Raw genomic sequence first — 24675 nt, forward strand, 5'->3', positions numbered from 1 at the left:
TATCGCGGTTCAGCTTGGGTCGGATCGCCTCATTCCAGTTCAGGAAAATCCAGGAGATAACATGCAGATCGATGTTCTGGTGGACGTAAAAACCACCATCGGTGAGGGCCCTGTATGGGATGTGCAGGAGCAACGCCTGTACTGGATCGACGTGGTCGGCGGTCGCGTCTATCGCTGCACCGCTGACGGCCGCGAAGTGCGTACGTGGGAAGTGCCCGACACCATCGGCTCGATGGCACTGCGTCGTAATGGCGGTGCCATTGTGGCGCTGGGTTCGGGGTTTCACTTTCTCGACTTCGACACAGGCGAAACGCAACTGATCGTACATCCCGAGTCTGACAAACCGCACAACCGCTTAAACGATGGCAAGGTCGACGCCCGTGGGCGTTTCATCGTCGGCAGCATGGACACCCGCGAAGGCTTTGCCGACGGCACGCTGTTTCGCATCGATCCGGATTTGTCGGTGCACACCCTCGACACCGGTTTCGCGATTTCTAACGGGCCGTGCTGGAGCCCCGACGGTTCGACGTTCTATTTCTCCGATACCTTTTCCGGTGAAATCTGGGCATACGACTACGACCTCGAAACCGGCTCCATCGCCAACCGTCGCACCTTTACCAAAGCAGGCTTCACCGAGACGACGACCACTGACGGCTCGACGGTCGATGCCGAAGGCTACCTCTGGAATGCTCAGGTCTACGCTGGTAAATTGTGCCGCTTTGCGCCGGACGGCAGCCTCGATCGGGTTATCGAAATGCCGGTGAAGAAGGTCACCAGTGTCAACTTTGGCGGGCCTGACATGGACACGTTATTTGTCACGTCGATGGCCAAGCCACCGTTGCCACGCTATCCGGGTGACAACGTGATGCGCGGGAGTCTATTCGCCGTTCGTGGTTTGGGTGTGCAAGGGCTGCCAGAGCCGCGCTTTGGTGGCTAACCCCGATCTCGCCGCGCTACTCGATAGTGTCGCGCGGTGGGGCAATGACAACCTTTAACCTTTGGGGTAGACGCCGTGCAAACCCATAAAAATCGCGTCGCGGTTGTTTCCGGTGCCGCCAAGGGTATTGGCCAGGAACTGGCGATTCAACTGGCACAACGTGGCGCCGCTCTGGCACTGCTGGACATCGCCGACCTTTCGCAAACCTGCGAGCTGATTGAAGAGGCGGGCGGCCAAGCCATTGCAATTCATTGTGATGTCAGCCAGGAAGCCGACTGGATCGCTGCCGGCGAGGTCGTCGAAAACCATTACGGTCGCTGCGATATTTTGGTCAACAACGCCGGAATCTACCCGAATGTGCACTTCGATGCGCTGGACTTCAAAACCTGGCGGCGCACCTTTGAGATCAATCTCGACAGTATGTTTTAGAGCGCAAAAGTCTTCGTACCGATGATGCGCACTAATGGCGGGGGGCGCATTGTCGACGTTTCTTCGACATCGATCGTCACCAACGCCGTTGGCGGCAGCCATTACATGGCAAGCAAGATGGGCATCATTGGCTTCACCCGAGGACTGGCGAATGAACTGGGCAAGGACTTCATTACTGTCAATACGCTCGCGCCCGCACTGACCGTGACACCGGGCACCATCTTCCGGTTCATGGACGATCAGCAAGCGTAGTCTTGCCGTTGTCTCCCTCTTTAATCCCGTCTTTCGCCTGTCCGGAACCGGTGATTTTGCACCTGTTCATCGAGGTTGGATCAGGGCTGGCAAGCGATTCCCGATATGGATAGAGTAGGAGCCACCTATAAATTGCTGACTGTGTTCAGCAAGCAATAATAAGAGACGATTCCGCGCATGATGCTCCCCAAGTTGATGCACATCCGCATGTTTGTTGCCGTGTACGAGGAAGGCTCCTTCACTGTCGCTGCCAGCCGCGAAGGGCTGGGACAGTCCGGCGTGTCTGCGCATGTTCGGCAGTTGGAAAATCAATTGGGCGTGTTGCTGTTCGCCCGCGACCGCACGATTATTCCCACGCCCGCCGGGCATGCCTATTACCAGCAATGTGTGCAGTTGCTGCGTCAGCACGAAAGCGCCTGCAACGCAGTCGGTCATCGCGCAGAGCCGTCGGACGGTTCGCTGCGTATAGGCATGATCCCGACCATGACGCGTTCGGTATTCAGCCGCGCACTGCTGGCTTTTGAAGCCGCTTATCCCAACGTTTCCGTGCACCTTACCGAAGGCGCAGGCAGCGTGATTGCGACCGCAGTACGTCGTGGTATGCTGGATTTTGCCATCACGCAACGCATGTCTTACGACGGCGGTGGCGGGGCGGTCGGGCTGAGTACATCGTTGTTCACGAGAACACCGGCGTTTCTGGTGTCCTCACCTGACTCAGGCTTGCCGCACTGCGAACCGGTCCGCCTGAGCGACATCAAGGACTTGCACCTGGTGCTGCCGATCGGGCGACGTCCGTTGCTGGAGCAGTACCTGATCGATCACAAGGTGCAAGTCGTGCAGCGCCTCAACTGGTTCGAGTCCATGCTGGGCGCCATGGATCTGGTGCGTTCCAGCCACTGGGCGGCGATTATTTCCGGCCTGTTTATCGCCGACGATCTGCGGCGCAAGCGCTTCACTCTTAACCCGCTGGCCGATCCAATTCTCTGGGACGAAATGCTGCTGGTAGAGCCGGCGCGCAAACCCTTGTCGACGATTGCCCAGAACTTCATCGAGTTTTTGAAGAAGGTCACCGAAGACATTAACGCGATACCGATCCGTATCGCCCATGGCGAGCGGTCGTCAAACGCAGACGTCAATGAGGTATCGCGCGATGAATGACTCGCTGCCCGGTTTGCGGGAGATGCAAATGTTCGTGGCGGTGTACGAGACTCGATCGTTCACGGCGGCGGCAGCACGTGAGTTCGCCACTCAGTCGGGCATTTCCCAGCACATCAAACAGATCGAGGAAATGCTCGGCGTGCAGCTGTTTGACCGACAGAAAGGCGTAGAGCCTACCGCAGCAGGCACCTCGTTTTACCAGCATTGTCTGGAGGTAGTGGCGGCCAATTCAAAGGCACTGCGGGCGCTGGACACTTTCGAGCAGGGCCTGTCCGGTGAAGTTCGTTTCGGGGTAACACCGACACTGGCGACCTATCAGCTCGCGCCGGCCTATTTGCGCCTAATGTCGCAGAATCCCAATGCCTCAATCGCGGTGATCGACGCTCCCAGCAACATGCTGATCGACATGGTGCGGGCCGGCGAACTCGACTTTGCGATCATTCCTTCGATTTCGCAGCCACCGGCGGATTTGTCCACGACGGTATTTGCCGCCACTCCTGCGTTTCTGGTCTCGTCAATCACCCATGACAGTGGCTTCGAGCATGGCGAACTGATTGAGCTCGACGAACTGACGGGTTTCAAGCTGCTGGCCCCTGACAGTCGCGAGTATGCGCAGTGGATCGGTTCACAGCTGGACGCGCTTTCGGGACCGGGCCCCTGTTACCAGCTTGACGCTGTGCTGGCCACGCTCGACCTGATCAGGCAGAGCGAGTGGATGGCGATTCTGCCCGGTCTGCTATTCGTTCACGATTTCAGTGTTGAACCCGCTGAGCGGGACTTCAGGATCAATCCTTTTGCCGGTGCCGGCCTGACGCTGGAGTTGCTGTTGGTGCAGCCGGAGCGGCCAACGCCTTCAGCGCTGATGATGGCGGCGATCAGTGCAATCCAGCAGGTGACCCAGGAGCACATTCAGTTGCTCAGCCGTTTCCGTTTTGGTAACCAGCCTGCCGTTCGCAGGTTGCAATAATCACGGCAGTTTTGTGGGGGAGGGTGCAGAGGGGCATTGCCCCTCTGGTGTTCGTCGATCAAACGTCTGCGAGTGATTTTTGCCCAATCGGGGTGCCCGAATAACCGGCTACCTTGCGCAATACCCGATCGGTACCGTCACGCGGACTGCCGGAAGCGTCTGGATGATCGTCGAACCAGTTCCCCTTCGGATAGCGGTACATCAAATCGACCATGAGACGCCGCTCGGCAATCAGCCAAACACCATCGCGGCGTTCAAATCGATCAAAATAGCGGGCCCATAATTTAACCGTATCGCCATTCCAGTGATGGCGTTCTGAAGCGGCGTGGTCAGCCTGCAGATAGGTTTCAACGAACGCAATCTCGGGGCCATCGAATTCGACCAGGCTATTTCCGAGGAAATGCTGAGTGCGGTTAAACCGTGGCATTTCGTCTGTCAGGAACTGAAAGAATCCCTCGGCACCGCCGACATGAAGGCTTTCTGGAAAGTGGATGTAGGCGTCTTTATGGAAGGCACCACGCACCAGTGACATGTCAATCCGATCGAGGCCACGGCAATAGCGCAGCAGGACATCGTGAATTTCGGTGCGCGCGGCAAGTTCTTCGAGCGTCATAGCTATCTCCTGTACTCATTGTTGTTAGAGGTGCAACGGTGCTTTCGCTGGAACAATCGGAAGCTGAATAAAACCCTGGCGATCCGGCCCGGTGTAGACCGTGTTTCGTGCGCCGTCGTGGTAGGCGCTGTCATATCCGTGCCGGGGACCGTGATCGACACCGTCGAAAGGCTGGATATCCACGCGCAGGCGGTAGCCCTTGCGGATCAACGCTGTGTTGGGAATTATCTCGATTTCCACCATCACCACTTCATCGTTTACGAGCGGTGCATGGTCGGCTTTGAGGTGCGTGTGCTTGACCGTGTACTCGGTGGTACGCGATTCATCCACTTGGCGATGCGACGCCTTCAACCAGCCCTTGGCCAAGGGATAGTTGGGCACGTTCATGCCCATTGTGGTCGGGCCAGCGTAGTCGACTTCCAGGCCGTTTTCATCGAGTACACGCAGGCTCACGAAAATGTCCATGTCCTCGCTGGTGGAAGACACCCACAGCCGCGCTTTGCCATACCCCGCGAACACCATGTCTTCCGTCACGGGGTCACTGATGAACGAAATGCCGGTTTTCCATATTTCTAGCACTGAAGGGGGTTTGACGGGAAGAAAGCACGGCGGGATGCCCGTGCGCAGCGTCAAGGGGATTTGCGCGGAGTAATCGGCCTGCCTGCTGACGACCGGAGGGGCCAACGACAGACGTAGAAAGTCATCGCGGTGCTCGTCGCCTTGCCAGTCTGATGGAGCGGCGTCGAAGAACCATTGCGGATAGTTCGTTCTTGCGATCGGCCATTCGTATTCTTCCTGAATGTAGGAAGCGCCATTGCCACTTCGAATCTCAAGACGTACCGGCGGGGTGTCCATGATGCCGTTGTCGATGCCTTTCAACCAATGGTCAAAAAACGCCCGATGATCGGCGATCGCGGTTCGCGAATAGGCTTTGGTGAACCAATCTTCCCAGAAGTCGATCTTCTTCGACGCCGTATTCGTAGCCAGATAAGCCTCGCTGCTGCCGAGCTGATGGAAGTGCGCCATGTGCGTCGTGCAGGCGATGGCCCATAGCGGCACGCTCACTTTGCTCATGTCCGGGTTCACCAGAATCGTCGAGCGTGGGCCGAATGCCTTGGCGGTATCCGAGTCCTTGAACGGGGCGTCCTTGAGCATGCCGATAAAGTCGACTGCATTGGGCTCGCCACACACTGCGGCCAACACGCCGGCCTTGTACCAGTGGCTGAAGAACTCCTCGTTAAGAATGCCGCCGGTATAGGCGACCTCATCGTACAGATCAACATCGGTGCCGATGGCGATCATTGCTTTCAGATGCTGCGGCTCAAGGCTTGCCGCTGCGTGCTGGCTCATCGCGTAGTACGACATGCCCCACAGCCCGACATTGCCGTTTGACCAGTTCTGCACTCCAGCCCAATCAATCGCATCGCGAAAGGCTTCGGCGGTCTCTATACCAAATGGCGCGAGTGTTCCCGGATTTTGTCCGGAGCCAGGGCCGTCAACTCGCACTAGCACATAGTCATGCGGAACCCAATCCACTGTATTGGCCGTTTCGTGATTCTCAAAAACTTGCCCTTCGGGGTTGCCGTGAAAATAGCGCTCCTCCATCTCCTCGTGGGCCACAAAATCGACATCGTCCGCAATCGAGTGATGATAGAACGCCCGACCATAAGGGCCGCAGTTCATGATGACCGGGAACTGCCCCGGCTTGGCTGGACGGAACACGTCCGCGTACACGTGCAGGCCGTTTTGCAATGGGATCCTGACGTCTTTGAAACGCAGAATACCCAGAATATTTCGCCGCACTTCATTGCGTGCCGTCGCCGCATGACTGAGCTGGCGCGGTGTGCGATCGGTAAACAGGCCGGCTGCCGACAGCTCGGCAAGCAAAGATGCGATCACGGGATCTTGTTCAAACTCAAGAACCGGGTTCAGCGCGAGGCCGGCAAAGGAAATATCGTGGCGGAAATTGAGGCGATACTTGCCGATGATTTCGTGTGCTGCAGGGTCAATGCAGATGCCGCCGTCCAGGTTTCCTTCGCGGTCAAGCGAGCAGAGCAAGCGTGCAATGTTTGTCAACCCGGCATCGAGCAACTTGTTAATGTTGCCGTCCACGCGGCTGACGATATCTGCCATATTGATGCGGGGTGCGCCGAGTGCAGAACCGATCGACGTGTTACCAACCAGGAAGGCAATCCGCTCGCCCTTGCGGTAGTGGAACTCACCGTTTTCGTTCGTCAGCCCACTGAGGGTAGAAGTCTGATATTTGAGACCCGTAACCGGACCGGAAAACAGGCCTGTTTGCACCATGCGATCATCCTGCCCGCTATTGTCAGCGGGCAGCGGTAGAGCGGGAGTAAACGTCTGCAGGGTATCGCTCATGAAGAGGTCCTCTTGTAGTGCAGATCTTGGTTTTGCGCAGTACAGCGGCGCGAGTGTAGGTCTTCTTACCGATTAACTCAACACTTGTTGAGTTAATCGGTATAGCCTGTATCCCGCCACACGAAACAAAGAAAAATGACCAGGCACAGGGAAATATCGACGCCATGAAAACCGCAATAGAACGCACCTCAGCGGATACCCGAGAAATCAAGACGGGGCGGCGTCCGGGCTCGGGTAACAGCCGCCAAACGGTGCTTGAGGCCGCACGCACGCGTTTCGCCAGCGACGGTTTCGGTGCAACCACGATGCGGCGTGTGGCCGCCGATGCCGGCGTTGACGTGTCCATGGTCATGCAGTTTTTTCGCTCAAAAGACGAGCTTTTTGCAGCGGTCATGAACATCCCGGAATCGGCGTTGGAGAAGCTGAGCGCCGTTTTCGAAGGCACTGACGAGCATCTCGGAGAGCGTGTCGTTCGCGCGTTTCTCCAGGCGTGGGAGGGCGCGCCAGAGGAGTCGGAACCGCTCATGGCGATGCTCAGGAATGGGATGGTGAACGAACAGGCGCGTCATCAACTACGCGACTACATTGAGTCGAGGTTGATCGCCGGCGGAAACGAATCGCTTGGGCAGGATGCTCGTCTGCGAGCAGGCCTAGCGTTGTCCATGCTCGTGGGGATTGTTACCGGGCGACAAATCATCGGCGTGCCGATTCTTGCCGCAACAAATCGGGAGACGTTAGTGGCGGTGGTCGCCCCGGCTATTCAGCACATGCTACTGCCAACCAATAAGTGCGCAACAGCCGACTGATCGGCGGCAACAAGCCTTTGGTCGTTGTGCCCACCTCATCCGTTAGGTGGACACCACCGATGCCACACTCAAGGCGGCAATAGCGAGTTGCTTACCGCCTGATCAGCTACGGAACGACCGGCAGTTGCAGGTAGCTCGGGTACTCCGGCCCGGTGTAGATGCGGTTCACGGCGTCGACGTGATAGCTCTTGTCATAGGCACGAACCGGTACGCCTGCCGGCGCATAGGGCTGGATATCCACCAGCAGGCGGTATCCTTTGCGGATCATCGCGGTGCTCGGGTTGAGGCCGATTTCGACCGGTACAATTTCCCCGCGCAGCAGCGGCGCGCAGTCCGGCTCCAGATGGGTGTGCACCGGCCAGTATTCGGTAGTGCGTTCGATATCTAGCGTGCGGCGAGAGACTTTCAACAAGCCATGCCCGACCGGATGGATGTGCACCGGATCCACCGGAAGCACCACAGATTCGTAACGAATTTCACGGTCTTGCTCATCGAGAACGCGCAGCGAGACAAACACATCCATGTCTTCGCTGGTTGATTCCACCCACAGACCGACCTTCATGTAGCCGGCGAGGGTCATGTCTTCGCCCATCGGCTCGCTGACAAACGAGATGCCTGTCGACCAGCGTGGCGTGCCGTCACTCGAGCCTGCCGGCGCCAGGGTTGGCGTGCCCAGATCCAGATGCGCGTCGTACTCGGCGCGGCATTGCTCGGTTGGCAGCGATTCGGTAATGCGCAGCACGTTGGGACGACGACCATCGTTTTGCCAGTCTGAAGGGCGGGCATCGAGGTACCAGCGGCGGTATTCGGTTCGCGCAATTGGCCACTCGTTTTCATGCAGGACGAAATGCGCACCGTTGCCGGTTCGAACCTGCACCCGCACCGGTGCTTCTTCCATCACGCCGTTGTCGATGCCCTTGAGCCAATAATCGAAGTAGCGCATGTGTTCGGCTATCGATTTGTTGCTGTAGGAGTCAGGGAACCATGCATCGGCAAAATCGAATTTCCGCGCTTGGGCGGCGGTGGAGCGAATGTATGTTTCGCTGCTGCCGAGTTGGTGAATGATCGCGCCGACCTGCGGGCCGACGATCCAGACCGGTGCGGTGGCTTTGCTCATGTCCGGACGCATGAAGATGCTGCCGCGCGGACCATAGGCGTTGATGTCGTTGAACGGCGTCGCCAGCACACGGGCCATCCAGTCTGTTTCCGGGCGCTCACTACAGTGGTTGTTGCCGGACCAGATCTTCCACCACCAGTTCCAGAACCCGGAGCCGAAGATGCCGCCGCCGTACAAGGCTTCGTTGTAAATGTCGGCATCGGTTCCTTGCGCGATCATCGCCTTGAGGTGCGAAGGCTGCAGGCTGGCCACGCTGTGTTGGGCCATGGCCAGGTACGACATACCCCACAAACCGACGTTGCCGTTGGACCAAGGTTGGGTGCCTGCCCATTCGATCGCGTCGTAATAGTCTTCGGCTTCCTGAACGCTAAAGGGAGCTTGCAGGCCCGGGCTTTTGCACACGCCGCGCGCATCGACGCGGATGCACACGTAGCCTTCCGGCACCCAGACCGACGTGTCGACGGTCTCGTGGTTTTCATACTGGGCACCCTCCGGATTGCCGGAAAAATAGCGATCCTCCATCTGCTCCTTGTGCAGGACGTCCGCCTCGTTGCAAATGCAGTCGTGATAAAAGCTCTTGCCGTAAAAACCCTTGCTCATCACGATCGGGTATTCGCCCGGATCCGCCGGACGGAAGACGTCGGCGCATACGTAAGAGCCGTCGCGCAACGGAATACGCACGTCAGTCATCTTGATGATGCCGCGAATATTGCGGCGTAATTCGTTACGGCTGGTGGCGGCATCGCACAGAGTGCGCGGTGTCTTGTCGGTGAAGACACCGGGCGTGGCGTTCAGCGTTTCGAGGATCTGCAGTAGGATCGGATCGTTGGCAAAATCGACGACGCCCCCTTGGCCCATTGGCATCACGGGCGGGCTAAAATTGATCGGCATCGTGCCAACCAGCTCATGCACCACAGGTGCAATTTTTACGCCCGACTCGATGTTGCCTTGGTGATCCAGGGTATGGACGAAACGGGCGAGGTTGGTGACAGACGGATCGAGCAGCTTGTCGATCTTGCCGTCGACACGATTGGCCAGTTGCGCCAGGTTAAGGCGCGCCGCGGCCTGTATGGCGCCCAAAACGAAACCGCCGACCCTAAAGCTGATGGCTTCGCCAGCACGGTAGTGAAATTCGCCATTGTCGGAGGTCATGCCGGAGAGCGTGGGGGTCTGGTATATCAGTCCGGCGATCGGGCCGGCGAAAATACCTGTCAAAACGGGGCTCAGAGCAGCTGCAGGAGACAGACTCATGCTTGATTCCTTATTGTTCTTGATTATGGGATCGATTCCAGTAAGGTACGGCGATCGAAAAATTAATTCAACACTCGTTGATATTGGCGATGTTTCGTAATAATTTGGATATGACTATGAAGAAAGAAACCACTCCTGCGACGCGTCGTGGGCGTCGGCCAGGTCCCAATAGCACGCGGCATCTAGTGCTCGAAGCAGCGCGTGCGCGTTTTGCCAGCGACGGTTTTGCCGGCACGACTATCCGTCTGATCGCCGCTGACTCGGGGGTCGATGTGGCTCAAGTGATGCAGTTTTTCCGCTCCAAGGACGAACTCTTCGCTGCCGTGATGGCAATCCCGGCGTCTGCTCTGGAGCGTTTCGACGCGCTCTATGAAGGGCCGGACGAACACCTGGGCGAGCGGGTCGTGCGCGCTTTTCTTACGGCGTGGGAGGGCATCCCCGAAGAATCGGAACCATTGATGGCCACGCTGCGTGGCGCGTTCGTTAATGACCATGCACGGGATCAGTTACGCGCCTTCATTCAATCGCGATTGCTGGGTGGTTCTCACGAGCATCTCGAACCTGAAGCCAAGCTGCGATCCGGCCTCGCGGCTTCCTTGCTTGTAGGGATGGTGGTCAGCCGACGCATCATTGGGGTACCGATGATGGTTGCCGCAGAATCTGAAGAACTGGTGAGGATCATCGGCCCTGCCATACAAAAGATTCTGGTGCCCGACAGCTGATTGACTCAGCGCGGCGCGGAAGCGCCACAACGATCTACCCATGCATTGGAGGAGGGGAACACATGGCCAACTTTTCCGCCGCCAGTTTCAAGACAGTTCACCTCGGAATATTGCTTGGGCAGACTGCCGCGCTGAAAGATCGGCTGCTTGATCGGCATCTGATGCCTCTAGGCATCACCGCTGCACAACTCAAAGTGCTGAGGATTGTTGGTCGCGGCGATGACACGGCGGTAGCTCTGTGCCGGCATCTGTCCATTCACAGTGCCTCGACGACGCGAATGCTTGATCGTCTTGAACGAAAAGGATTGATCGTTCGCATTCAGGACGGTCAGGATCGACGCCAGGTGCGTCTGATGCTGACCGATAAAGGCGAAACATTGAGATCGATGTTCCCGCCGATGGAGGCCGCCGCCATGAATGAATTCACTGAGTGCCTCACAGTGGAGGAACTGGAGTGTTTGGAGAGTCTTTTGGAAAAAGTGGTGGGAGTTAAATCGGCACATACTTCTTAAGGGGGGAGTATCGAATTTTACTTGAAGGGCCTGGATTGAGCAGGGGCAAAGTCCTAACGCACATGAACAGCACGTTCTCCGGAAGGATCACTTTTGCGGATGACTTCTAATTCGACAAAATAGATGCTTAGTTACGTTTTTGTCATTATCGCAATTAAATTCTACAAACAGACGGCAAGTGCATGTCCCGCAACGACATCATGAGCGGTGAGTGCTCAAGCATCTGTGCTGGAGAACAGCTTTAGGCTACCAATCGAAGGGCCGAGTCGTGGGCGCGATGTTTCATGAGGATCACGCCCTTGGACGGGCCTATCGTACTCGAGGTGTAACAGATAAACGCAGTGTCGGTGGGATTCGACGGAATAGTCGCCGTGGCACCGTCTTCGATCATGAGAGCGTCCCATTCGATCGACTTCATACCAGCGACATTCTCATGGGCCCCACAAATCACGATCGTTTCGAGCAAACCTCGTTGACCCAGAGCGAGGTCAGCAAAGTGGGCGGCTTGGGCTGCAGTGGTAATGACTAGGCGCGATTCAACATCGCAAGTGACATAAGGCAGCATGTCGCCGCTGTAGGCGCTATTGATCGGCACGCAGACCGCATTGATCAGGCTGAGGGCAAACCAAGAAAAACGAACTCGGCCGAGTTGTCCAGCATCAACATCACCGGTGCCTGTGGCGTCACGCCCAGTGCAAGCAGTCAACGAGCGACTGACGGGTTTCTGCTTTAAGTTTCCTGGATGGAGTAGGTTCTTCCGTCAACGTGCAGAAAAGGCTTGTGATTATGCTGTCGGCGACATGGGTCAGCAGTTTTGAAAGGATGCGTTCTTCGGGGGAATATGGAAACTCATGGTTTCTGACTCGGTTCATGGCTCGAGGCCTCGTGATAGCGACAGTGATTCTGCGTTTGGAGTCACTGGGAGCGAGCCACCGTAGAACGCCGGTAGGCGCGAGCTCGCATCGCAGCCATAATCAGAATGCATGACAAGGTCGGACATGCAGCAGGAATGCCTGGTTTGTCGAGGGGGATTTAGCGTCGGGCTCTGCCAGACCATACAGTCCAGCGCCGAGTCATCCTGGCGTTGCGTTCGGTATACTAGCCCCCGGGGCGAAACAAGCCGAGATCCAAAGCTGGCTCGAACAATCGCTGCAGCAGCGTGGCAGGGTCTAACTGCCGAGCATCTGCACCATCAGGTCAACAAAACTACGCAGTTTGGGCGTCAGGCGACGTTCGCCGGGAAACAATAGATGGACTGGCAACGCCGGCCCTTCGTATTCCGGGAACAGCTGCACCAGGCGGCCGCTGCTCAGGTCTTCGGCCAACATCATCCTGGCGCCCAGGATGATGCCGATACCTTCCTGTGCAGCAGCCAACTGTGCGCGACTGTCATTGACCTGAAAGCGGTTATGTACTTGAGCGATGTGCTGGTTATCGCCGGCCATGAAAGGCCACTCTTTGACCGACGGACGTGCCGCATAAGTAAACCCCAGACAGTTATGGTCGGCCAGTGCCTCGGGTGTGGCGGGCGTGCCGCAACGCGCCAGATAAGCGGGCGCGGCGCAGGCAATCAGATGATAGGGTTGCAGGCGTCGCGACATCATGCTGGAGTCCGCCAGGGTTCCTATGCGGATCACCGCTTCGTAACCTTCCTCGATCACGTCCACCAAACGATCATTGAGCGTCAGATCCACCTGAACGTCTGGGTAGGCTTCCAAATATCGGCTGATCACCGGCATCAGGCTGTAGGTCCCGAACGTGACGGGTGCGTTGATGCGCAGTCGGCCGCGAGGTGCGGCGGCTTGCACATGGGCAATGGCATCGGCTGCGTCCACTTCCGCCAGCACGATCTTGCACCGCTCATAATATTGCTTGCCCAGTTCGGTCAGGCTTTGGCGACGGGTCGTACGATTGAGCAGACGCGTGCCCAGACGTTCCTCAATCGAGTTGACGTATTTGCCAACCATCTGAGCGGAGATATTCAGCGCCGCCCCTGCAGCAGCGAACGAACCCAAGTCTGCGGCTTTCACGAACACCGTCATTGCCTGCAAGCGATCCATAACTTGCCTTTATGATTAGAAACCACAGGTTTCGATACCTCATGCTGAGGGGTAATTTATCCTTTGGCAAGCGTGCAATAGCATGATGGCTCATTTCATTCGGAAGTTTTGCGTGAACTCTTTCGTAGTCGCATTAATGGGCATCGGCCCGCTCGGTTTGTGGACAGCGGCTGCGTTGGCCACCGATCCTGCATTCACTGATGTACACATTCGCCTGGGTAATACACGGGGGCAGCCGCCGCACTGGGTGCCACCGGTGGTGCAATGGGCGTCTGACCAGGGACGGTTGAGCTGGTACGCCTTTAGTGCGCACACGTTCGCCCGGGGGGGCGGACGCTATCGTGCACAGCGCTATTCCGAAATACCCCGAGTGGCTGAGCCAATTGCCGATCATCCAGAGCAATGCCGTTTCTGCGGCATTAGCCTGCGGCGCCCGATTGATTTGCGCCGACAACCTCTACGCCTACGAGGCGCCGATATCCGGACCCTTGACCGAACAGACTAGTGAAATACCTCCGAGCAAAAAAGTCAGTTGCGTAAGGACGTCCTCGACATGATGCGTATCGCCCAACGTGAGCAAGCTCTGCAATGGGCTACGGTGCAGGGATCGCAGTATCTCGGACCGGGGGCGAGCCGGCAGAGCGTATTTGGTGAGCGGTTTATCGGGCCTACATTGCATAACAAGTCAGTGCGCTTTATGGGCAACCCGCATTTGCCTCACGCGTGGGCCTATGCCCCGGACTTTGGTCGAGCCTTGGCATTGCTGGCTTTGACCGACCGCACTGACCTGCTGGATCGATCCTGGATTTTGCCCCATGTTTCCGATTTGCCGGCATTGGAATTGGCTGCGGCGCTGTTCGATGAGATGGAACGCCAGGATGTTCTACCGGCCAATTGCCCCCGCAAAGCGTCGGCCGTGCCGACTTGGCTGTTGAAAGTGATGGGCTGGCTTAACCCGGTGGTGAAGGCTCGTGAAGAAATACTCTAACAATTCAACATGCCGTTTCGTGCCAGTGGAGCGCAGCTCACTGCTACCATCGGTTTGAACGCGACGCCTATCGAGACCGCCGTCCCGGAGACGGTGGCGTTCTGGAAGGCTAACCGTACACTCTGTCACGAGCGCTAATTACTGCGCCCTTGTGTTCAACGACACATTCGCACCTGCAGTTGGGTGAACTGTAAGCTGGATTCACCGCTAGAACGGAAAAAGGCGGCCATCAGGCCGCCCAAAAAATTCACGCGCAACCCAGGCCGCGACTGCCAGCGGGATGCAGTACGACGGTCGCGAAAATGGAAGCAGAGGGCCTTAGACCTTTGTATTGAATGACTGAGCGAATCAGGTCGGCCGAATTTCGAGGATTTGTTCTATCAGCCACGCCAGCGCCGGTTCCTATCGACGTTGTGCGAGATAGACGAACTCAAGAAGAAACGAGCTGACGTTGAACGGCAGCTCAAACAACCGCAGAGGTAACAGTGCCGCAAAGTTTAGGGCCAATGCGGTCGGCAGAACAATACTCGAGTAGGTGTTGGCGACAAGGTGCGCGGCCTGCAAACAATTAGGTGTTGTGTAGACAATCTGCCGTGCAGGGCCCTGTTTGCCCAGCCATTGATCGATCACCCCGCGTGTTTGTCCACCGCTCATCCATAGGTGACGAAGCGCTAGAAAATGCTCCAGCGCCAACACGTTGGTGACCTGAGGATGCCCTTTGCGCACGGCGACTCGCAGTGTTTCGTTGTGCCAGGCGAGCCGGTTGTAGCGCTATACGAAGGCACTAACGGTATTCAGGCGCTCGATTTCGTTCGGCGCTAAGTGGTGGGTGATGGTGTTGCGGAGCTTGAAGCCTTGATCGATGAGCTTGCGGTGCATGTCGAAGCGGCGGCCTCACGGGCATCGCTCAAAGAAATGTCTGACGTCGTGCAACAACGAGTTGTCGAATGGCGTGCGCTGGGGGAAGGAGTTGTCGCAAGGTAACAGCGGGATGTGCAGAAAATCGGCGTGATATCTGTGGATTTGCAGGCTACTCAGGCTACGTGCTGCTCGGCGGTCTGTGGCTGCATGCCGTAGTGCGCGCTAACACAGCGTTGACCGAGGGCGCCGCCGAGTCTGCGTTCTATCGTGCCAAGCCGCAATCGTCCGATTTTTATTTGCGTAGCGTACTGCCGAGAGCCGGCGGTCACCGTGAGAGCTTATTGGGCGGTGCTGATTGCCTGATGGCAGTGGATGAGGGAGATTTCGCGTTCTGATGGCCGAGCAAATTGCACCTGCGTTATTTCATCGGCGGTGTCGGCCACTGCCAGCACGATTTCCATAGAATTGAGTACGGGTCATCCAATTAGAAATCAAGGGTTTCGACAGTCAGCGCAAAAGCGCGATTTATCCACTGGAAACGGTGTAATAGCATGGTTGTTTCTCTACTTGGGCGCTACTTATGAAACCTTCTGTTTTTGCGTTGATGGGCTCTGGCCCTCTCGGTTTGTGGACCGCTGCAGCATTGGCCACGGATTGCGCTGCGGTTCACGTGCAAATCCGCATGGGCAATACGCGCGGTAAACCACCCGCCTGGGTACCGCCGGCGGTAAAAGCGGCCTTCGACCAAGGACGTTTGAGCTGGCACGCTTTCGACGCGCTGAATGCCGACAGCGTGCTTGAGTTCACTGCGGGAGCGCACGCTATTGTGCACAGCGCAATTCCCGATTATCACGAGTGGCTGGCCAAGTTGCCGGTCATTCAGCGCAATGCCATCGCTGCGGCGTTGGCTAGCAAGGCGAGATTGATCTGTGCAGACAATCTTTATGCATACGCAGCGCCAGTGTCTGGCCCACTGACAGAGCAGAGCGAGGAGATACCGCCGAGTAAAAAAGGTCAGTTGCGTAAAGACATGCTCAACCTTATGCGCTCTGCGCAGCAGGAGCATGGTTTGCAGTGGGCAACGGTGCAAGGCTCCCAATATTTTGGTCCGGGTGCGGGGAGGCAAAGCGTATTCGGTTCGTGGTTCATCGATCCGGTATTACAGAACAAACCCGTACGTTTCGTTGGCAATCCGACGTTATGCCATGCGTGGGCCTTCGCTCCGGACTTCGGTCGAGCGTTGGCACTGCTGGCGTTGACCGACCGTCATGAGTTACTTGATCGCTCCTGGATTTTGCCCCATGTCACTGATTTGGCGGCAATGGATTTGGCATCGGCACTGTTCAATGAGTTGGACAAACAGAATTTCCTGCCCCCTGACGCGACGCGCAAGACAATTGCGGTGCCCGCATGGCTTCTGGAGGTACTAGGGTGGTTCAACCCGGTGGTCAAGGCGCGTGAAGAAATGCTCTATCAATTCAACATGCCGTTCCAGGCAAGCGGGGCGCAGTTTACAAAGGCGACCGGCATTGTGGCGACGCCTCTGAATATAGCGCTTGAACAGACGGTGGCGTTTTGGAAGTCAACCAAAGTGTAGAGGAATGTTTCTCTGTCACTCACCAGATACCAATGCCGATATTTCGTCACTGGAGATGCCTGGCCTCTGCCTCGCAAGTTCTTTAGTATGGCGATATGCCAAAACATTCCGAAAACAATCCAGCGCTTGAAGCACCGGTGTCGATGAAGGCGTTGGTATCTTTTGTTCCTTTGCAGAGCTGGATCAAAGCCTCCGCCCGCTGTGGTTTTTCGATCAACTCAGTGTTGGCGCAAGTCGGTATCGAGTTGAACAGCGGCAGTTCCAATCAAGTGACTATCACGCTTGAGCAATCCAGGCAGTTGATTGATGCCTGCGTTCAAAGGGCGAAGGATGAGCACTTTCCATTTATCTTTGGCGAAGTTTTTTCCTTCGACGCGGTCCCGGAAATCGAGACCTTCGTTGCCACCGGTTCCAGCTTGCGCGACGCGGTGAGAGTGTTCGACTGGGTGCGTGAACTGATGAGCCAGGCATTGCGGGTCACGCTGCATGAGTCAGGCGATCATGCGCAGTTGCGCATTCACATGGGTCGCAGTTCCGGCCTGCCAGGTCCAACGATGTACTTCACTGAGGCCTGGCTGGCCTCGGTGTTCAAATTGACTAACTCCTTACTCGGATCGGGGCAGGTAGCGCGCGTCATGGTACGTCATTCTTCACCCGCCCACGTTGCAGCCTACACGCGTTTCTTTGGCTGCGAGGTACTGTTCGACCAGCCGGTGGACGCTATTGTCTTTCGCCGCGAGCTGCTTGATCGTCCCCTGCATGGCGGTTTTCCTGAGCTACATCGACAGGCTGAAGCACGCATCGCGCAGCGTATGTCCCAACTAGCCCTGCGCAGTGGGCTGGCTGGGCAGCTGGAGCGTCTGTTTCTGGACCGCCCCGTGTTGCTCACTCAGGGTGTTGACGAAAGTGCGGCACTGCTGGGGTTACATGTACGAACGCTACAACGGCGTCTGCAGGAAGAGCATCAGAACTTCGCGGAGTTGCAGGCACGCCTGCGCTATCGGATGGCGTGTTTACTGCTACGTGAAACCCATCTTGATTTGGAAGTTATCAGCGAACGGCTCGGTTTCTCTGAGCGTCGTGCGTTTACACGAGCCTTTACACGTTGGGCCGGGCAATCGCCCAGCGCCTATCGCCTTGATCGGCAAGCGCCTATTCCAGGTTGAATCGTAAGTATATTGCCCCTCTCCGCGGGTTTCCTGCGCTGTCGTCTAAAGTCCCCTGCGCGTCGCCAAATGTCCTAGTGAGTCCCTTTTTCGGACTCTATCTTCGAGACACGTTCTTGCGCGCCTTGTCGGCGACGGAAAGAACGTGCCTTGCAAGCGTTTCCAGCGAATCAGGAGAGCCGAATGACAACAACAATACGGCCCGGAATTTTTCCACCGAGCATATTAGCAATAGCCATAGCACTGGGCCTTAGCGCGCCCACTTATGCAGTCAACTTTGACATCGGAGAAATCGAAGGTCAGATCGACTCTTCTCTTTCTGTGGGTACCAGTTGGGGCACTGCAAAAATCGATCAGGATTTGGTGGGCATCAATAACGGTGGGCGGGGTTTTTCGGCCACGGGCGATGACGGCCGCTTGAATTTCAAACGTGGGAAAACCTTCTCGAAAATCTTCAAGGGCATCCACGACCTTGAGCTGAAATACGGCGACACCGGTGTCTTCGTGCGAGGCAAATACTGGTACGACTTTCAACTCAAGGATGAGGACACAGAGTTCAAAAATATCGACGACCACAATCGCAAGGAAGCGGCGAAGTCGTCTGGCGCACAGATTCTCGACGCCTTTGTCTACCACAACTATTCGATCGGTGATGAGCCCGGCAGTGTGCGGGTAGGTAAGCAGGTCGTCAGTTGGGGAGAAAGTACCTTTATCGGTAACTCGATCAACAGCATCAATCCTATTGACGTATCAGCGTTTCGCCGTCCTGGTGCGGAAATCAAGGAAGGTCTGATTCCGGTCAACATGATCTACCTGTCACAGGCAGTCAGCGAAGACTTTAGCGTGGAAGGGTTCTACCAACTTGAGTGGGATCAAACCGTTACTGATAACTGTGGGACCTTCTTCGCGACCACCGATGTGGCAGCCGATGGCTGTACGGGCAATAACCGCGTCGGCAGCCCCAGCGTTGCACCCCTTCAGCCAATAGCCGCAGCAAACGGGATCGGTTTCGACGTCAACAGTGAGGGGGTTTCGATACCCCGTGGCGGCGATCGTGATGCACGTGATTCTGGCCAGTATGGGCTTGCATTGCGCTGGCAGACGGATGCAGTGGATTACGGCTTTTACATGATGAATTACCACAGCCGTACACCGTTTGTTTCCACCCAGACGGCTACAGGAATCGTCGATCGTGCTGGCGCTGTTGCCGGCGGTGTATGTACCAGTCAGGGCTTGCCTGCGAACTGTTTGGGGAATCCGGCAGTGCCTGCGGCTACGCGCGCGGCCTTGGCCAGTGCCACTTCCGGGCTATTGCAAAGCGCTGCGTTGGGCAATGGTCAATATTTTCTGGAGTACCCGGAAGACATCAAGCTCTACGGCGTCAGTTTCTCCACAACGTTGCCCACCGGCACTGCCTGGTCGGGTGAATTCAGTTATAGGCCCAACGCACCGCTGCAGTTGAACAGTGTGGATGGCGCGCGGGCGTTGCTCAACCCGCTATCGGGCGGAACGGCATCGCCTATAGCGTCCACTGAAGGTGCCTACAACAAAGGCTATAACCGCAAAGAAATATCTCAGCTGCAAACCACCTTCACCCATTTCTTTGATCAAGTGATGGGTGCCGAACGCCTGACGGTAGTGGGAGAGGTGGGCTACGCCCATGTCGGCGGGCTGGAAAGTACGCACAACCTTCGCTACGGCCGTGATGTTGTATTCGGCATACCCGATGATCCTGTGCAGAACGCCGAGTATGGCAACAAGGGATTTGTGACCCGCGATTCATGGGGTTACCGCGTGCGTGGGGTGTGGGATTACAACAACGTCTTTGCCGGCGTAAACCTGCGCCCGAACGTATCCTGGTCGCACGACGTCGATGGCTATGGGCCTAACGGCTTGTTCAATGAGGGCGCCAAGGCCATCAGTGTGGGCGTCGATGCCGAATACAAAAACACGTATACCGCGAGCCTCGGGTACACCGATTTTTTTGGCGGTGATTACAACTCACTGACCGATCGCGACTTTCTCGCGCTCAGCGTGGGCGTGAATTTCTAAGAGATACATCTCTCGTCATGTCAGCCATGGACGGCTCGCAACGACGCGACTCTGCCAATAAGGAACATGAACATGCATACAACAATAAAATGGTTCGGCGCCTTGAGTTTTTCCCTGCTTGCCAGCGGTGTGTTCGCGGCGGTTTCGCCATCTGAAGCGGCAAAACTCGGCACAAGCCTGACGCCGCTCGGAGCAGAAAAAGCCGGCAATGCCGATGGCAGTATTCCCGGCTGGACAGGTGGTTTGCCGATCAATGCGGCGCCACTGTCACAGGGTGGTTTTGTCGGCAATCCATACGCAAGTGACAAACCGCTGTTTACCATCACCGGTCAAAATTTTTCACAGTACAAAGATAAGCTGACGCCGGGCCAGTTAGCCATGTTTCAGCGCTATCCGCAAAGCTATCAGTTACCGGTTTACACGACCCGCCGTAGCGCCGCGCTACCCGAAAAAATCTACGCGGCAGCCAAGATCAGCGCGCTCAAAACCACGCTGGTGGAGGGCGGGGCAGGCCTGAACAACTTCGCCGAAAGCCGTTACTACGCCTTCCCGATCCCACAAAACGGCCTGGAAGTGATCTGGAACCATATCACTCGCTATCGTGGCGGCACCTTGAAGCGCAGCATAGTTCAGGCCACGCCACAAACCGATGGAAGCTATGCGCTCGTCAACTTCGAAGATCAGGTGGCAATGCCCGACGCCATGCCGGACCTGGATCCGGCCGCAGCGGCCAACATTCTGTATTTCTACAAGCAGCAAGTGACGGCGCCTGCGCGTCTGGCTGGGAACGTATCGTTGGTGCACGAAACGATCAACCAGGTTACCGAGCCACGCATGGCCTGGATCTACAACGCAGGGCAGCGCCGTGTACGCCGTGCACCGCAAATTTCCTACGACGGTCCGGGAACGGCGGCGGACGGTCTGCGCACCTCTGACAACCTCGACATGTTCAACGGCGCGCCTGACCGTTATGACTGGAAGTTGATCGGCAAACGCGAAATATATATTCCCTACAACAACTTTCATCTGGCATCGCCCCAGGTCAAATACGCAGACATTCTCAAAGCCGGTCATATTAATCAGAGCCTGACCCGCTATGAGCTGCACCGGGTATGGGAAGTGGAGGCGACGCTGAAACCGACCGAACGCAACATCTACGCTAAACGTCGCTTTTACCTCGATGAAGACACTTGGCAGATTTCCGAATCGGAACTGTATGACGGTCGCGGTCAACTTTGGCGAGTAGGCGAGGCGCAATCGTTTAGTCAATACGATAAGCAGTTGCCGAGCTACGCGCTGGAAGCCTTGTACGACGTGATTGCCGGGCGTTACATCGCCATTGGCATGGCGAATGAAGAGAAGACCACCACTCAAGTGGGTCTCAAGCTCTCGGCCAGTGACTTCACACCTACCGCCTTGCGTAATGCCGGCGTTCGCTGATCCCATCTTACCGTCGCGCCACCATGAAAGTGGCACGACACCTCTATGTACGGAGAGTCACCATGAAGTTATCCGTTCCTGGAGCCCGCGCACTTGTGCAAGCGGCCATGGAAGCTGTGGGGCATACGGCCAACGAAGCAGCAGTAATCGGCGAACACTTGATCGACTGCGAACTGCGTGGTTTGTCCTATGGCGGGTTGCCGAGAGCGCTTTCGATCATCGAGCGCATCCGTTCTAGCACCCAATCGAGTCGACCGATGCAAGTCCGACGAGAGTCTCCCGTATCGGCTTCAATTGACGGCGGCGATCAGGTCGGCTATCTGGTCGCACAGCGGGCCACCGATCTGGCCATTGCCAAAGCCAAGGCCACCGGCATTGCAGTCGTAGGGGCAAACGAGACCTGGTACACCGGGATGTTTTCCTACTATCTGGAGCAGGTCACCAAGGCCGGTTTTGCCGGGATGATTGCCGGGAGTGGAGGGCACATCGTTGCGCCCGCAGGAGGCACTGAAAAGCGCTTCGGTACCAATCCTATTGCTTTCGGTTTTCCCTCGAACGGCGCCCCCATTATCTGGGATATCGGCACGTCAAGCATCATGCTGGCCGAGGTGTTGTTGAGCATGCGTCTAGGCCAGCCGTTGGCCGAGGGGCGCGCCTACGATGAGCAAGGAACACCGACAAACGACCCTGCAGCGGCATTGGGCGGCGCCTTTACCGTGTGGGGCGGGCATAAAGGCTCGGGATTGGCGTTGGTCGTGCAGTTATTGGGAATGATGTGTGGAGCAGCCGCGGCGCCTCAAGGTTTGCGCGACTGTGGGTTCTTCATGGTGGTGATCGACCCCGAGCTGCTGACCTCACTGGAAGACTACAAGCAACGCATATCGGACTACGCCGACAGCCTGCGCGCCACACGTCCGCTTGATCCGAATCTGCCTGTGCGGGTGCCTTTCGAACGTTCCGACGCGGAACGGGCAAAGCGCCTTGCTGCGAACGTGATTGAAGTCGCAGATCCCGTGTACGCCCAACTGCTGGAAATCACCGCTCGCTGAGCCGGTATTCGTGAGTAAAGACCGATGCTTTGCCATCGGTTTTTTTGACATGACCGTCCGCAAAACCAGCCGTAAAAATCGCTCGAGAGCTGTCGTCAGAAGTCCCCTGCACGTCGTTTTGAGTCCTATTTACGAGGGCCGCCGCTGCCTATAGTCCTTCATACGTGCTGTTCATTTGGCAGCGATTTTCGGGGCGATACAAAGTCCCTCTCTTGATAAAACCTAGTGCAGGTTAAGAGGCAATTATGGTCAAGATCTTTACAGTGGATAGCCCTTTTGCGCCCGGCATGCCTGGTGTTCCGACATTGGCGCAACAAGCGCAAAAATGGGAAAGCTCCCAGGCCATCGATTATGTGCTGTGCGGTTATTCATCGCTGTGGCCGCATAATTTCATCACGTCTTCATACCTGTTTTCTCTGACCAAAAAGGTAAAACTAATCGTCGCCCATCGCCCCGGTGTTATGCACCCAGCGGCCGCCGCCCGGGTTTTCGGAACCATGGATTTTCTGGCTGGTGGTGGTCGTCTCGCGATCAATTTCGTCACCGGTTCCTCACCTAAGGATGTACACCGGGAAGGTGATTACGCCGACAAAGAAACCCGTTACGAACGCGCCAGCGACTATGTGTCGATGATGAAGCGCGCCTGGAGTGAAGCGCAGTCTTTCGATTACGAGGGGCCGTTTTATAAAGCCGAAGGTGTGCGCCAGCTGATGAAGCCCATCAGCGGACACGTACCGGTATTCATGGGCGGCGATAGCGATGAAGCGGTGGCTTTTGGTGCTCAGCATGCGGACACCTACATGCTGTGGGGTGAGCCCTTGGCGGGCACTCAGGAACGAATCGACCGGATTAAAAAAGCTGCCGAGCAGTATGACCGTAGCCCGGAGTTCTCCCTGAGCCTGCGTTTGTTCATTGCCGATACCGATGAGCAAGCCTGGGAACTGGCGCGCGCTGCCGAGGACACCATCCTGAAAGCGCAAGGCACCAATCGTTTCGCACGATCAGCCAGTACTGATCAATCGGCTGGCAAATTGCGGCAAATGGCGATTGCTGATGAAGAGTTGCACGATGACTGCTTCTGGACCGGTCTGGTCAAGCTATTGGGCGGCTTTGCCAATTCCGCAGCACTGGTCGGCACACCTGATCGCGTCATAGCTGCGCTGAAAAAATACCGGGCCTTGGGCGTGGACGCATTTCTGATCACCGGAGGGGTAGATGGCTTCTGGGAACCCTCGCTTGAAGAATTTCTAGTTCGTGTGAAGCAGGAACTTTAATATGGGACGCGTGCATATTCGAGATGTTTCGCCCCGACTGACCTTTCAATTTCAGGCTGCGAGTACTCAGGAGAAGGTTGACCTGGTTGACCGTTTGATTGATTGCGGTGTTCCGGCGATCGAGGTGTCATCTTTTGTGCATCCGAAGATGGTTCCAGGCCTGGCGGATGCCGAGCAGGTTTTTTCCCGAGTAAAACGTCCGGCAGGGGTGTCGCTTGAGTGCTGCGTTGGTAACGTTACCGGGCTTAAGCGAGCGATAGATTCAGGTGCCCACGCAGCCTGGTTTTTGCTGGCGGCCGACGAGGCTTTTGCGAAGGCGAATATCGGTCGCAACATTGAAGACTCTCTACTTGAACTGGAGAGGATGCGAGAAGTAGCGGCGCGGGCAGATATTCGTCTGGGCACCTACCTGATCGCAGTGTTCGGTGGGCCCGTCGGGTTGCCGCGTGGGCCGGAACAAGTCAGCTCATTGGCTGCACGACTGACGGCAATGGGTATCGATGAGTGGATTCTTGCTGACTCTTGTGGTTATGCCGCACCGCCGCAAGTTCGCAATATGGTGCAGTTCGCCTCGAGTCACACTGCTGTGGAAAAACTGCGGGTCCAAGTGCACGATAGCCGCGGCATGGGCCTGGCTAACATTGCCGAGCTGATTGCATTGGGCGTGAAAAATATTGATACGTCACTGGCCGGCTCTGGAGGGCATCCGGCAGCACCCGGCGCGTCAGTGGGAGGAGTCTGTACGGAAGACGCGGTGCAGATGCTTGATTTGATGGGCGTCGACTCCGGCATTGACTTGAGCGCATTGATTGCGACCGCCAACTGGCTAAACGATCTGCTGGGTGGCCGGGAAAAGGGCTTCACCCGAAAAGTTGGCAAGGTGCCTGCCAGCGCCTTGGAACTGAAGGCTTTCAAAGAAGCGCAAAGCTCGTTCAGTTGGAACCGCGACTAAAGCGGGCTATTCGCCGGTATAAAAAACGTGTGCACGCAGCTGGTCAATTCGTTGATCCGCTGTAAACAGATCAATAATAAAAGACGGTAATCA

The 24675-nt window shown here is 56.6% G+C and carries 20 protein-coding genes and 2 pseudogenes; 16 read left to right on the plus strand and 6 right to left on the minus strand.

Annotated elements, in window-relative coordinates; genetic code table 11:
- The first annotated feature begins 61 nt into the window (after positions 1–61).
- The 4 genes and pseudogenes from ACA046_RS11315 to ACA046_RS11330 all read left to right on the plus strand — a co-directional run bounded on the left by ACA046_RS11315 (position 62) and on the right by ACA046_RS11330 (position 3743).
- Positions 62–937, plus strand: a complete 876-nt coding sequence (locus ACA046_RS11315) for an SMP-30/gluconolactonase/LRE family protein (RefSeq protein ID WP_497676515.1) — start codon at positions 62–64, stop codon at positions 935–937.
- A 75-nt stretch (positions 938–1012) separates the two neighbouring features.
- Positions 1013–1618 (plus strand): annotated as a pseudogene (locus ACA046_RS11320) (SDR family NAD(P)-dependent oxidoreductase).
- A gap of 177 nt (positions 1619–1795) precedes the next feature.
- Positions 1796–2776: a LysR family transcriptional regulator gene (locus ACA046_RS11325; protein WP_497676516.1), complete on the plus strand. Its 981-nt coding sequence runs from the start codon at positions 1796–1798 to the stop codon at positions 2774–2776.
- A complete protein-coding gene (locus tag ACA046_RS11330; protein WP_497676517.1) occupies positions 2769–3743 on the plus strand; it encodes a LysR family transcriptional regulator in 975 nt (324 codons plus the stop codon). The genes ACA046_RS11325 and ACA046_RS11330 overlap by 8 nt, the downstream gene beginning before the upstream one ends.
- 58 nt (positions 3744–3801) lie before the next feature.
- Here ACA046_RS11330 and ACA046_RS11335 read toward each other — a convergent pair whose 3' ends face one another.
- Both ACA046_RS11335 and ACA046_RS11340 read right to left on the minus strand, forming a co-directional pair.
- On the minus strand, positions 3802–4356 hold the full coding sequence (locus tag ACA046_RS11335) for a nuclear transport factor 2 family protein (RefSeq protein WP_497676518.1): 555 nt from the start codon (positions 4354–4356) through the stop codon (positions 3802–3804).
- A 24-nt stretch (positions 4357–4380) separates the two neighbouring features.
- Positions 4381–6735 (minus strand): CocE/NonD family hydrolase, encoded by a 2355-nt coding sequence (locus ACA046_RS11340; RefSeq protein ID WP_497676519.1) that lies wholly within the window; start codon positions 6733–6735, stop codon positions 4381–4383.
- 164 nt (positions 6736–6899) lie between these two features.
- Here ACA046_RS11340 and ACA046_RS11345 point away from each other — a divergent pair, with 164 nt between their 5' ends.
- On the plus strand, positions 6900–7541 hold the full coding sequence (locus ACA046_RS11345; protein WP_497676520.1) for a TetR/AcrR family transcriptional regulator: 642 nt from the start codon (positions 6900–6902) through the stop codon (positions 7539–7541).
- A gap of 106 nt (positions 7542–7647) precedes the next feature.
- Here ACA046_RS11345 and ACA046_RS11350 read toward each other — a convergent pair whose 3' ends face one another.
- A complete protein-coding gene (locus tag ACA046_RS11350) occupies positions 7648–9909 on the minus strand; it encodes a CocE/NonD family hydrolase (RefSeq protein ID WP_497676521.1) in 2262 nt (753 codons plus the stop codon).
- Positions 9910–10025: 116 nt separating this feature from the next.
- Here ACA046_RS11350 and ACA046_RS11355 point away from each other — a divergent pair, with 116 nt between their 5' ends.
- Entirely contained in the window at positions 10026–10631 is a 606-nt protein-coding gene (locus ACA046_RS11355; protein WP_497676522.1) for a TetR/AcrR family transcriptional regulator, read from the plus strand.
- A gap of 62 nt (positions 10632–10693) precedes the next feature.
- On the plus strand, positions 10694–11143 hold the full coding sequence (locus tag ACA046_RS11360) for a MarR family winged helix-turn-helix transcriptional regulator (protein WP_497676523.1): 450 nt from the start codon (positions 10694–10696) through the stop codon (positions 11141–11143).
- 241 nt (positions 11144–11384) lie between these two features.
- Here the strand turns inward: ACA046_RS11360 and ACA046_RS11365 are convergent, their stop codons facing one another.
- Positions 11385–11849: an AMP-binding protein gene (locus ACA046_RS11365; RefSeq protein ID WP_497676524.1), complete on the minus strand. Its 465-nt coding sequence runs from the start codon at positions 11847–11849 to the stop codon at positions 11385–11387.
- Positions 11850–12312: 463 nt separating this feature from the next.
- Positions 12313–13203, minus strand: a complete 891-nt coding sequence (locus ACA046_RS11370) for a LysR family transcriptional regulator (protein WP_497676525.1) — start codon at positions 13201–13203, stop codon at positions 12313–12315.
- A 553-nt stretch (positions 13204–13756) separates the two neighbouring features.
- Between ACA046_RS11370 and ACA046_RS11375 the strand changes: the two genes are divergently transcribed.
- Complete coding sequence (locus tag ACA046_RS11375) at positions 13757–14191, plus strand: Rossmann-fold NAD(P)-binding domain-containing protein (protein ID WP_497676526.1); 435 nt, start codon at positions 13757–13759, stop codon at positions 14189–14191.
- Positions 14192–14593: 402 nt separating this feature from the next.
- Here ACA046_RS11375 and ACA046_RS11380 read toward each other — a convergent pair.
- Positions 14594–14932: pseudogene (locus ACA046_RS11380) on the minus strand (type 2 periplasmic-binding domain-containing protein); the annotation flags it as partial.
- 206 nt (positions 14933–15138) lie between these two features.
- Here ACA046_RS11380 and ACA046_RS11385 point away from each other — a divergent pair.
- From ACA046_RS11385 to ACA046_RS11420, 8 genes are all read left to right on the plus strand, one after another.
- Positions 15139–15447, plus strand: coding sequence for an acyl-CoA dehydrogenase C-terminal domain-containing protein (locus ACA046_RS11385; protein ID WP_497676527.1), 309 nt, complete (start codon positions 15139–15141; stop codon positions 15445–15447).
- Positions 15448–15632: 185 nt separating this feature from the next.
- A complete protein-coding gene (locus ACA046_RS11390; RefSeq protein ID WP_497676528.1) occupies positions 15633–16649 on the plus strand; it encodes a Rossmann-fold NAD(P)-binding domain-containing protein in 1017 nt (338 codons plus the stop codon).
- 95 nt (positions 16650–16744) lie between these two features.
- Positions 16745–17815 carry a helix-turn-helix domain-containing protein gene (locus ACA046_RS11395; RefSeq protein WP_497676529.1) on the plus strand — a complete coding sequence of 357 codons (1071 nt, stop codon included), beginning with the start codon at positions 16745–16747 and terminating at the stop codon, positions 17813–17815.
- A 183-nt stretch (positions 17816–17998) separates the two neighbouring features.
- Positions 17999–19867 (plus strand): DUF1302 domain-containing protein, encoded by a 1869-nt coding sequence (locus tag ACA046_RS11400; RefSeq protein WP_497676530.1) that lies wholly within the window; start codon positions 17999–18001, stop codon positions 19865–19867.
- 72 nt (positions 19868–19939) lie between these two features.
- Positions 19940–21307 (plus strand): DUF1329 domain-containing protein, encoded by a 1368-nt coding sequence (locus ACA046_RS11405; protein ID WP_497676531.1) that lies wholly within the window; start codon positions 19940–19942, stop codon positions 21305–21307.
- 62 nt (positions 21308–21369) lie between these two features.
- The gene (locus tag ACA046_RS11410) at positions 21370–22356 is read left to right on the plus strand and encodes an Ldh family oxidoreductase (protein WP_497676532.1); all 987 of its coding nucleotides are present in this window, start codon (positions 21370–21372) and stop codon (positions 22354–22356) included.
- A 245-nt stretch (positions 22357–22601) separates the two neighbouring features.
- Positions 22602–23630, plus strand: coding sequence for an LLM class flavin-dependent oxidoreductase (locus ACA046_RS11415; RefSeq protein WP_497676533.1), 1029 nt, complete (start codon positions 22602–22604; stop codon positions 23628–23630).
- Between the two features lies 1 nt (position 23631).
- The gene (locus ACA046_RS11420) at positions 23632–24582 is read left to right on the plus strand and encodes a hydroxymethylglutaryl-CoA lyase-like TIM-barrel protein (RefSeq protein WP_497676534.1); all 951 of its coding nucleotides are present in this window, start codon (positions 23632–23634) and stop codon (positions 24580–24582) included.
- Positions 24583–24675: the final 93 nt, after the last annotated feature.

Source organism: Pseudomonas sp. LBUM1641 (assembly GCF_059716235.1).

Bases quoted from the DNA above. Each gene is read 5' to 3' on its own strand.
- ACA046_RS11370 (WP_497676525.1), bottom strand. From the start codon at position 13,203: ATGGATCGCTTGCAGGCAATGACGGTGTTCGTGAAAGCCGCAGACTTG.
- ACA046_RS11385 (WP_497676527.1), top strand. From the start codon at position 15,139: ATGGCGTGCGCTGGGGGAAGGAGTTGTCGCAAGGTAACAGCGGGATGT.
- ACA046_RS11390 (WP_497676528.1), top strand. From the start codon at position 15,633: ATGAAACCTTCTGTTTTTGCGTTGATGGGCTCTGGCCCTCTCGGTTTG.
- ACA046_RS11405 (WP_497676531.1), top strand. From the start codon at position 19,940: ATGCATACAACAATAAAATGGTTCGGCGCCTTGAGTTTTTCCCTGCTT.
- ACA046_RS11340 (WP_497676519.1), bottom strand. From the start codon at position 6,735: ATGAGCGATACCCTGCAGACGTTTACTCCCGCTCTACCGCTGCCCGCT.
- ACA046_RS11395 (WP_497676529.1), top strand. From the start codon at position 16,745: ATGCCAAAACATTCCGAAAACAATCCAGCGCTTGAAGCACCGGTGTCG.
- ACA046_RS11315 (WP_497676515.1), top strand. From the start codon at position 62: ATGCAGATCGATGTTCTGGTGGACGTAAAAACCACCATCGGTGAGGGC.
- ACA046_RS11375 (WP_497676526.1), top strand. From the start codon at position 13,757: ATGATGCGTATCGCCCAACGTGAGCAAGCTCTGCAATGGGCTACGGTG.
- ACA046_RS11415 (WP_497676533.1), top strand. From the start codon at position 22,602: ATGGTCAAGATCTTTACAGTGGATAGCCCTTTTGCGCCCGGCATGCCT.
- ACA046_RS11325 (WP_497676516.1), top strand. From the start codon at position 1,796: ATGATGCTCCCCAAGTTGATGCACATCCGCATGTTTGTTGCCGTGTAC.
- ACA046_RS11335 (WP_497676518.1), bottom strand. From the start codon at position 4,356: ATGACGCTCGAAGAACTTGCCGCGCGCACCGAAATTCACGATGTCCTG.
- ACA046_RS11360 (WP_497676523.1), top strand. From the start codon at position 10,694: ATGGCCAACTTTTCCGCCGCCAGTTTCAAGACAGTTCACCTCGGAATA.
- ACA046_RS11400 (WP_497676530.1), top strand. From the start codon at position 17,999: ATGACAACAACAATACGGCCCGGAATTTTTCCACCGAGCATATTAGCA.
- ACA046_RS11345 (WP_497676520.1), top strand. From the start codon at position 6,900: ATGAAAACCGCAATAGAACGCACCTCAGCGGATACCCGAGAAATCAAG.
- ACA046_RS11330 (WP_497676517.1), top strand. From the start codon at position 2,769: ATGAATGACTCGCTGCCCGGTTTGCGGGAGATGCAAATGTTCGTGGCG.
- ACA046_RS11410 (WP_497676532.1), top strand. From the start codon at position 21,370: ATGAAGTTATCCGTTCCTGGAGCCCGCGCACTTGTGCAAGCGGCCATG.
- ACA046_RS11350 (WP_497676521.1), bottom strand. From the start codon at position 9,909: ATGAGTCTGTCTCCTGCAGCTGCTCTGAGCCCCGTTTTGACAGGTATT.
- ACA046_RS11420 (WP_497676534.1), top strand. From the start codon at position 23,632: ATGGGACGCGTGCATATTCGAGATGTTTCGCCCCGACTGACCTTTCAA.
- ACA046_RS11355 (WP_497676522.1), top strand. From the start codon at position 10,026: ATGAAGAAAGAAACCACTCCTGCGACGCGTCGTGGGCGTCGGCCAGGT.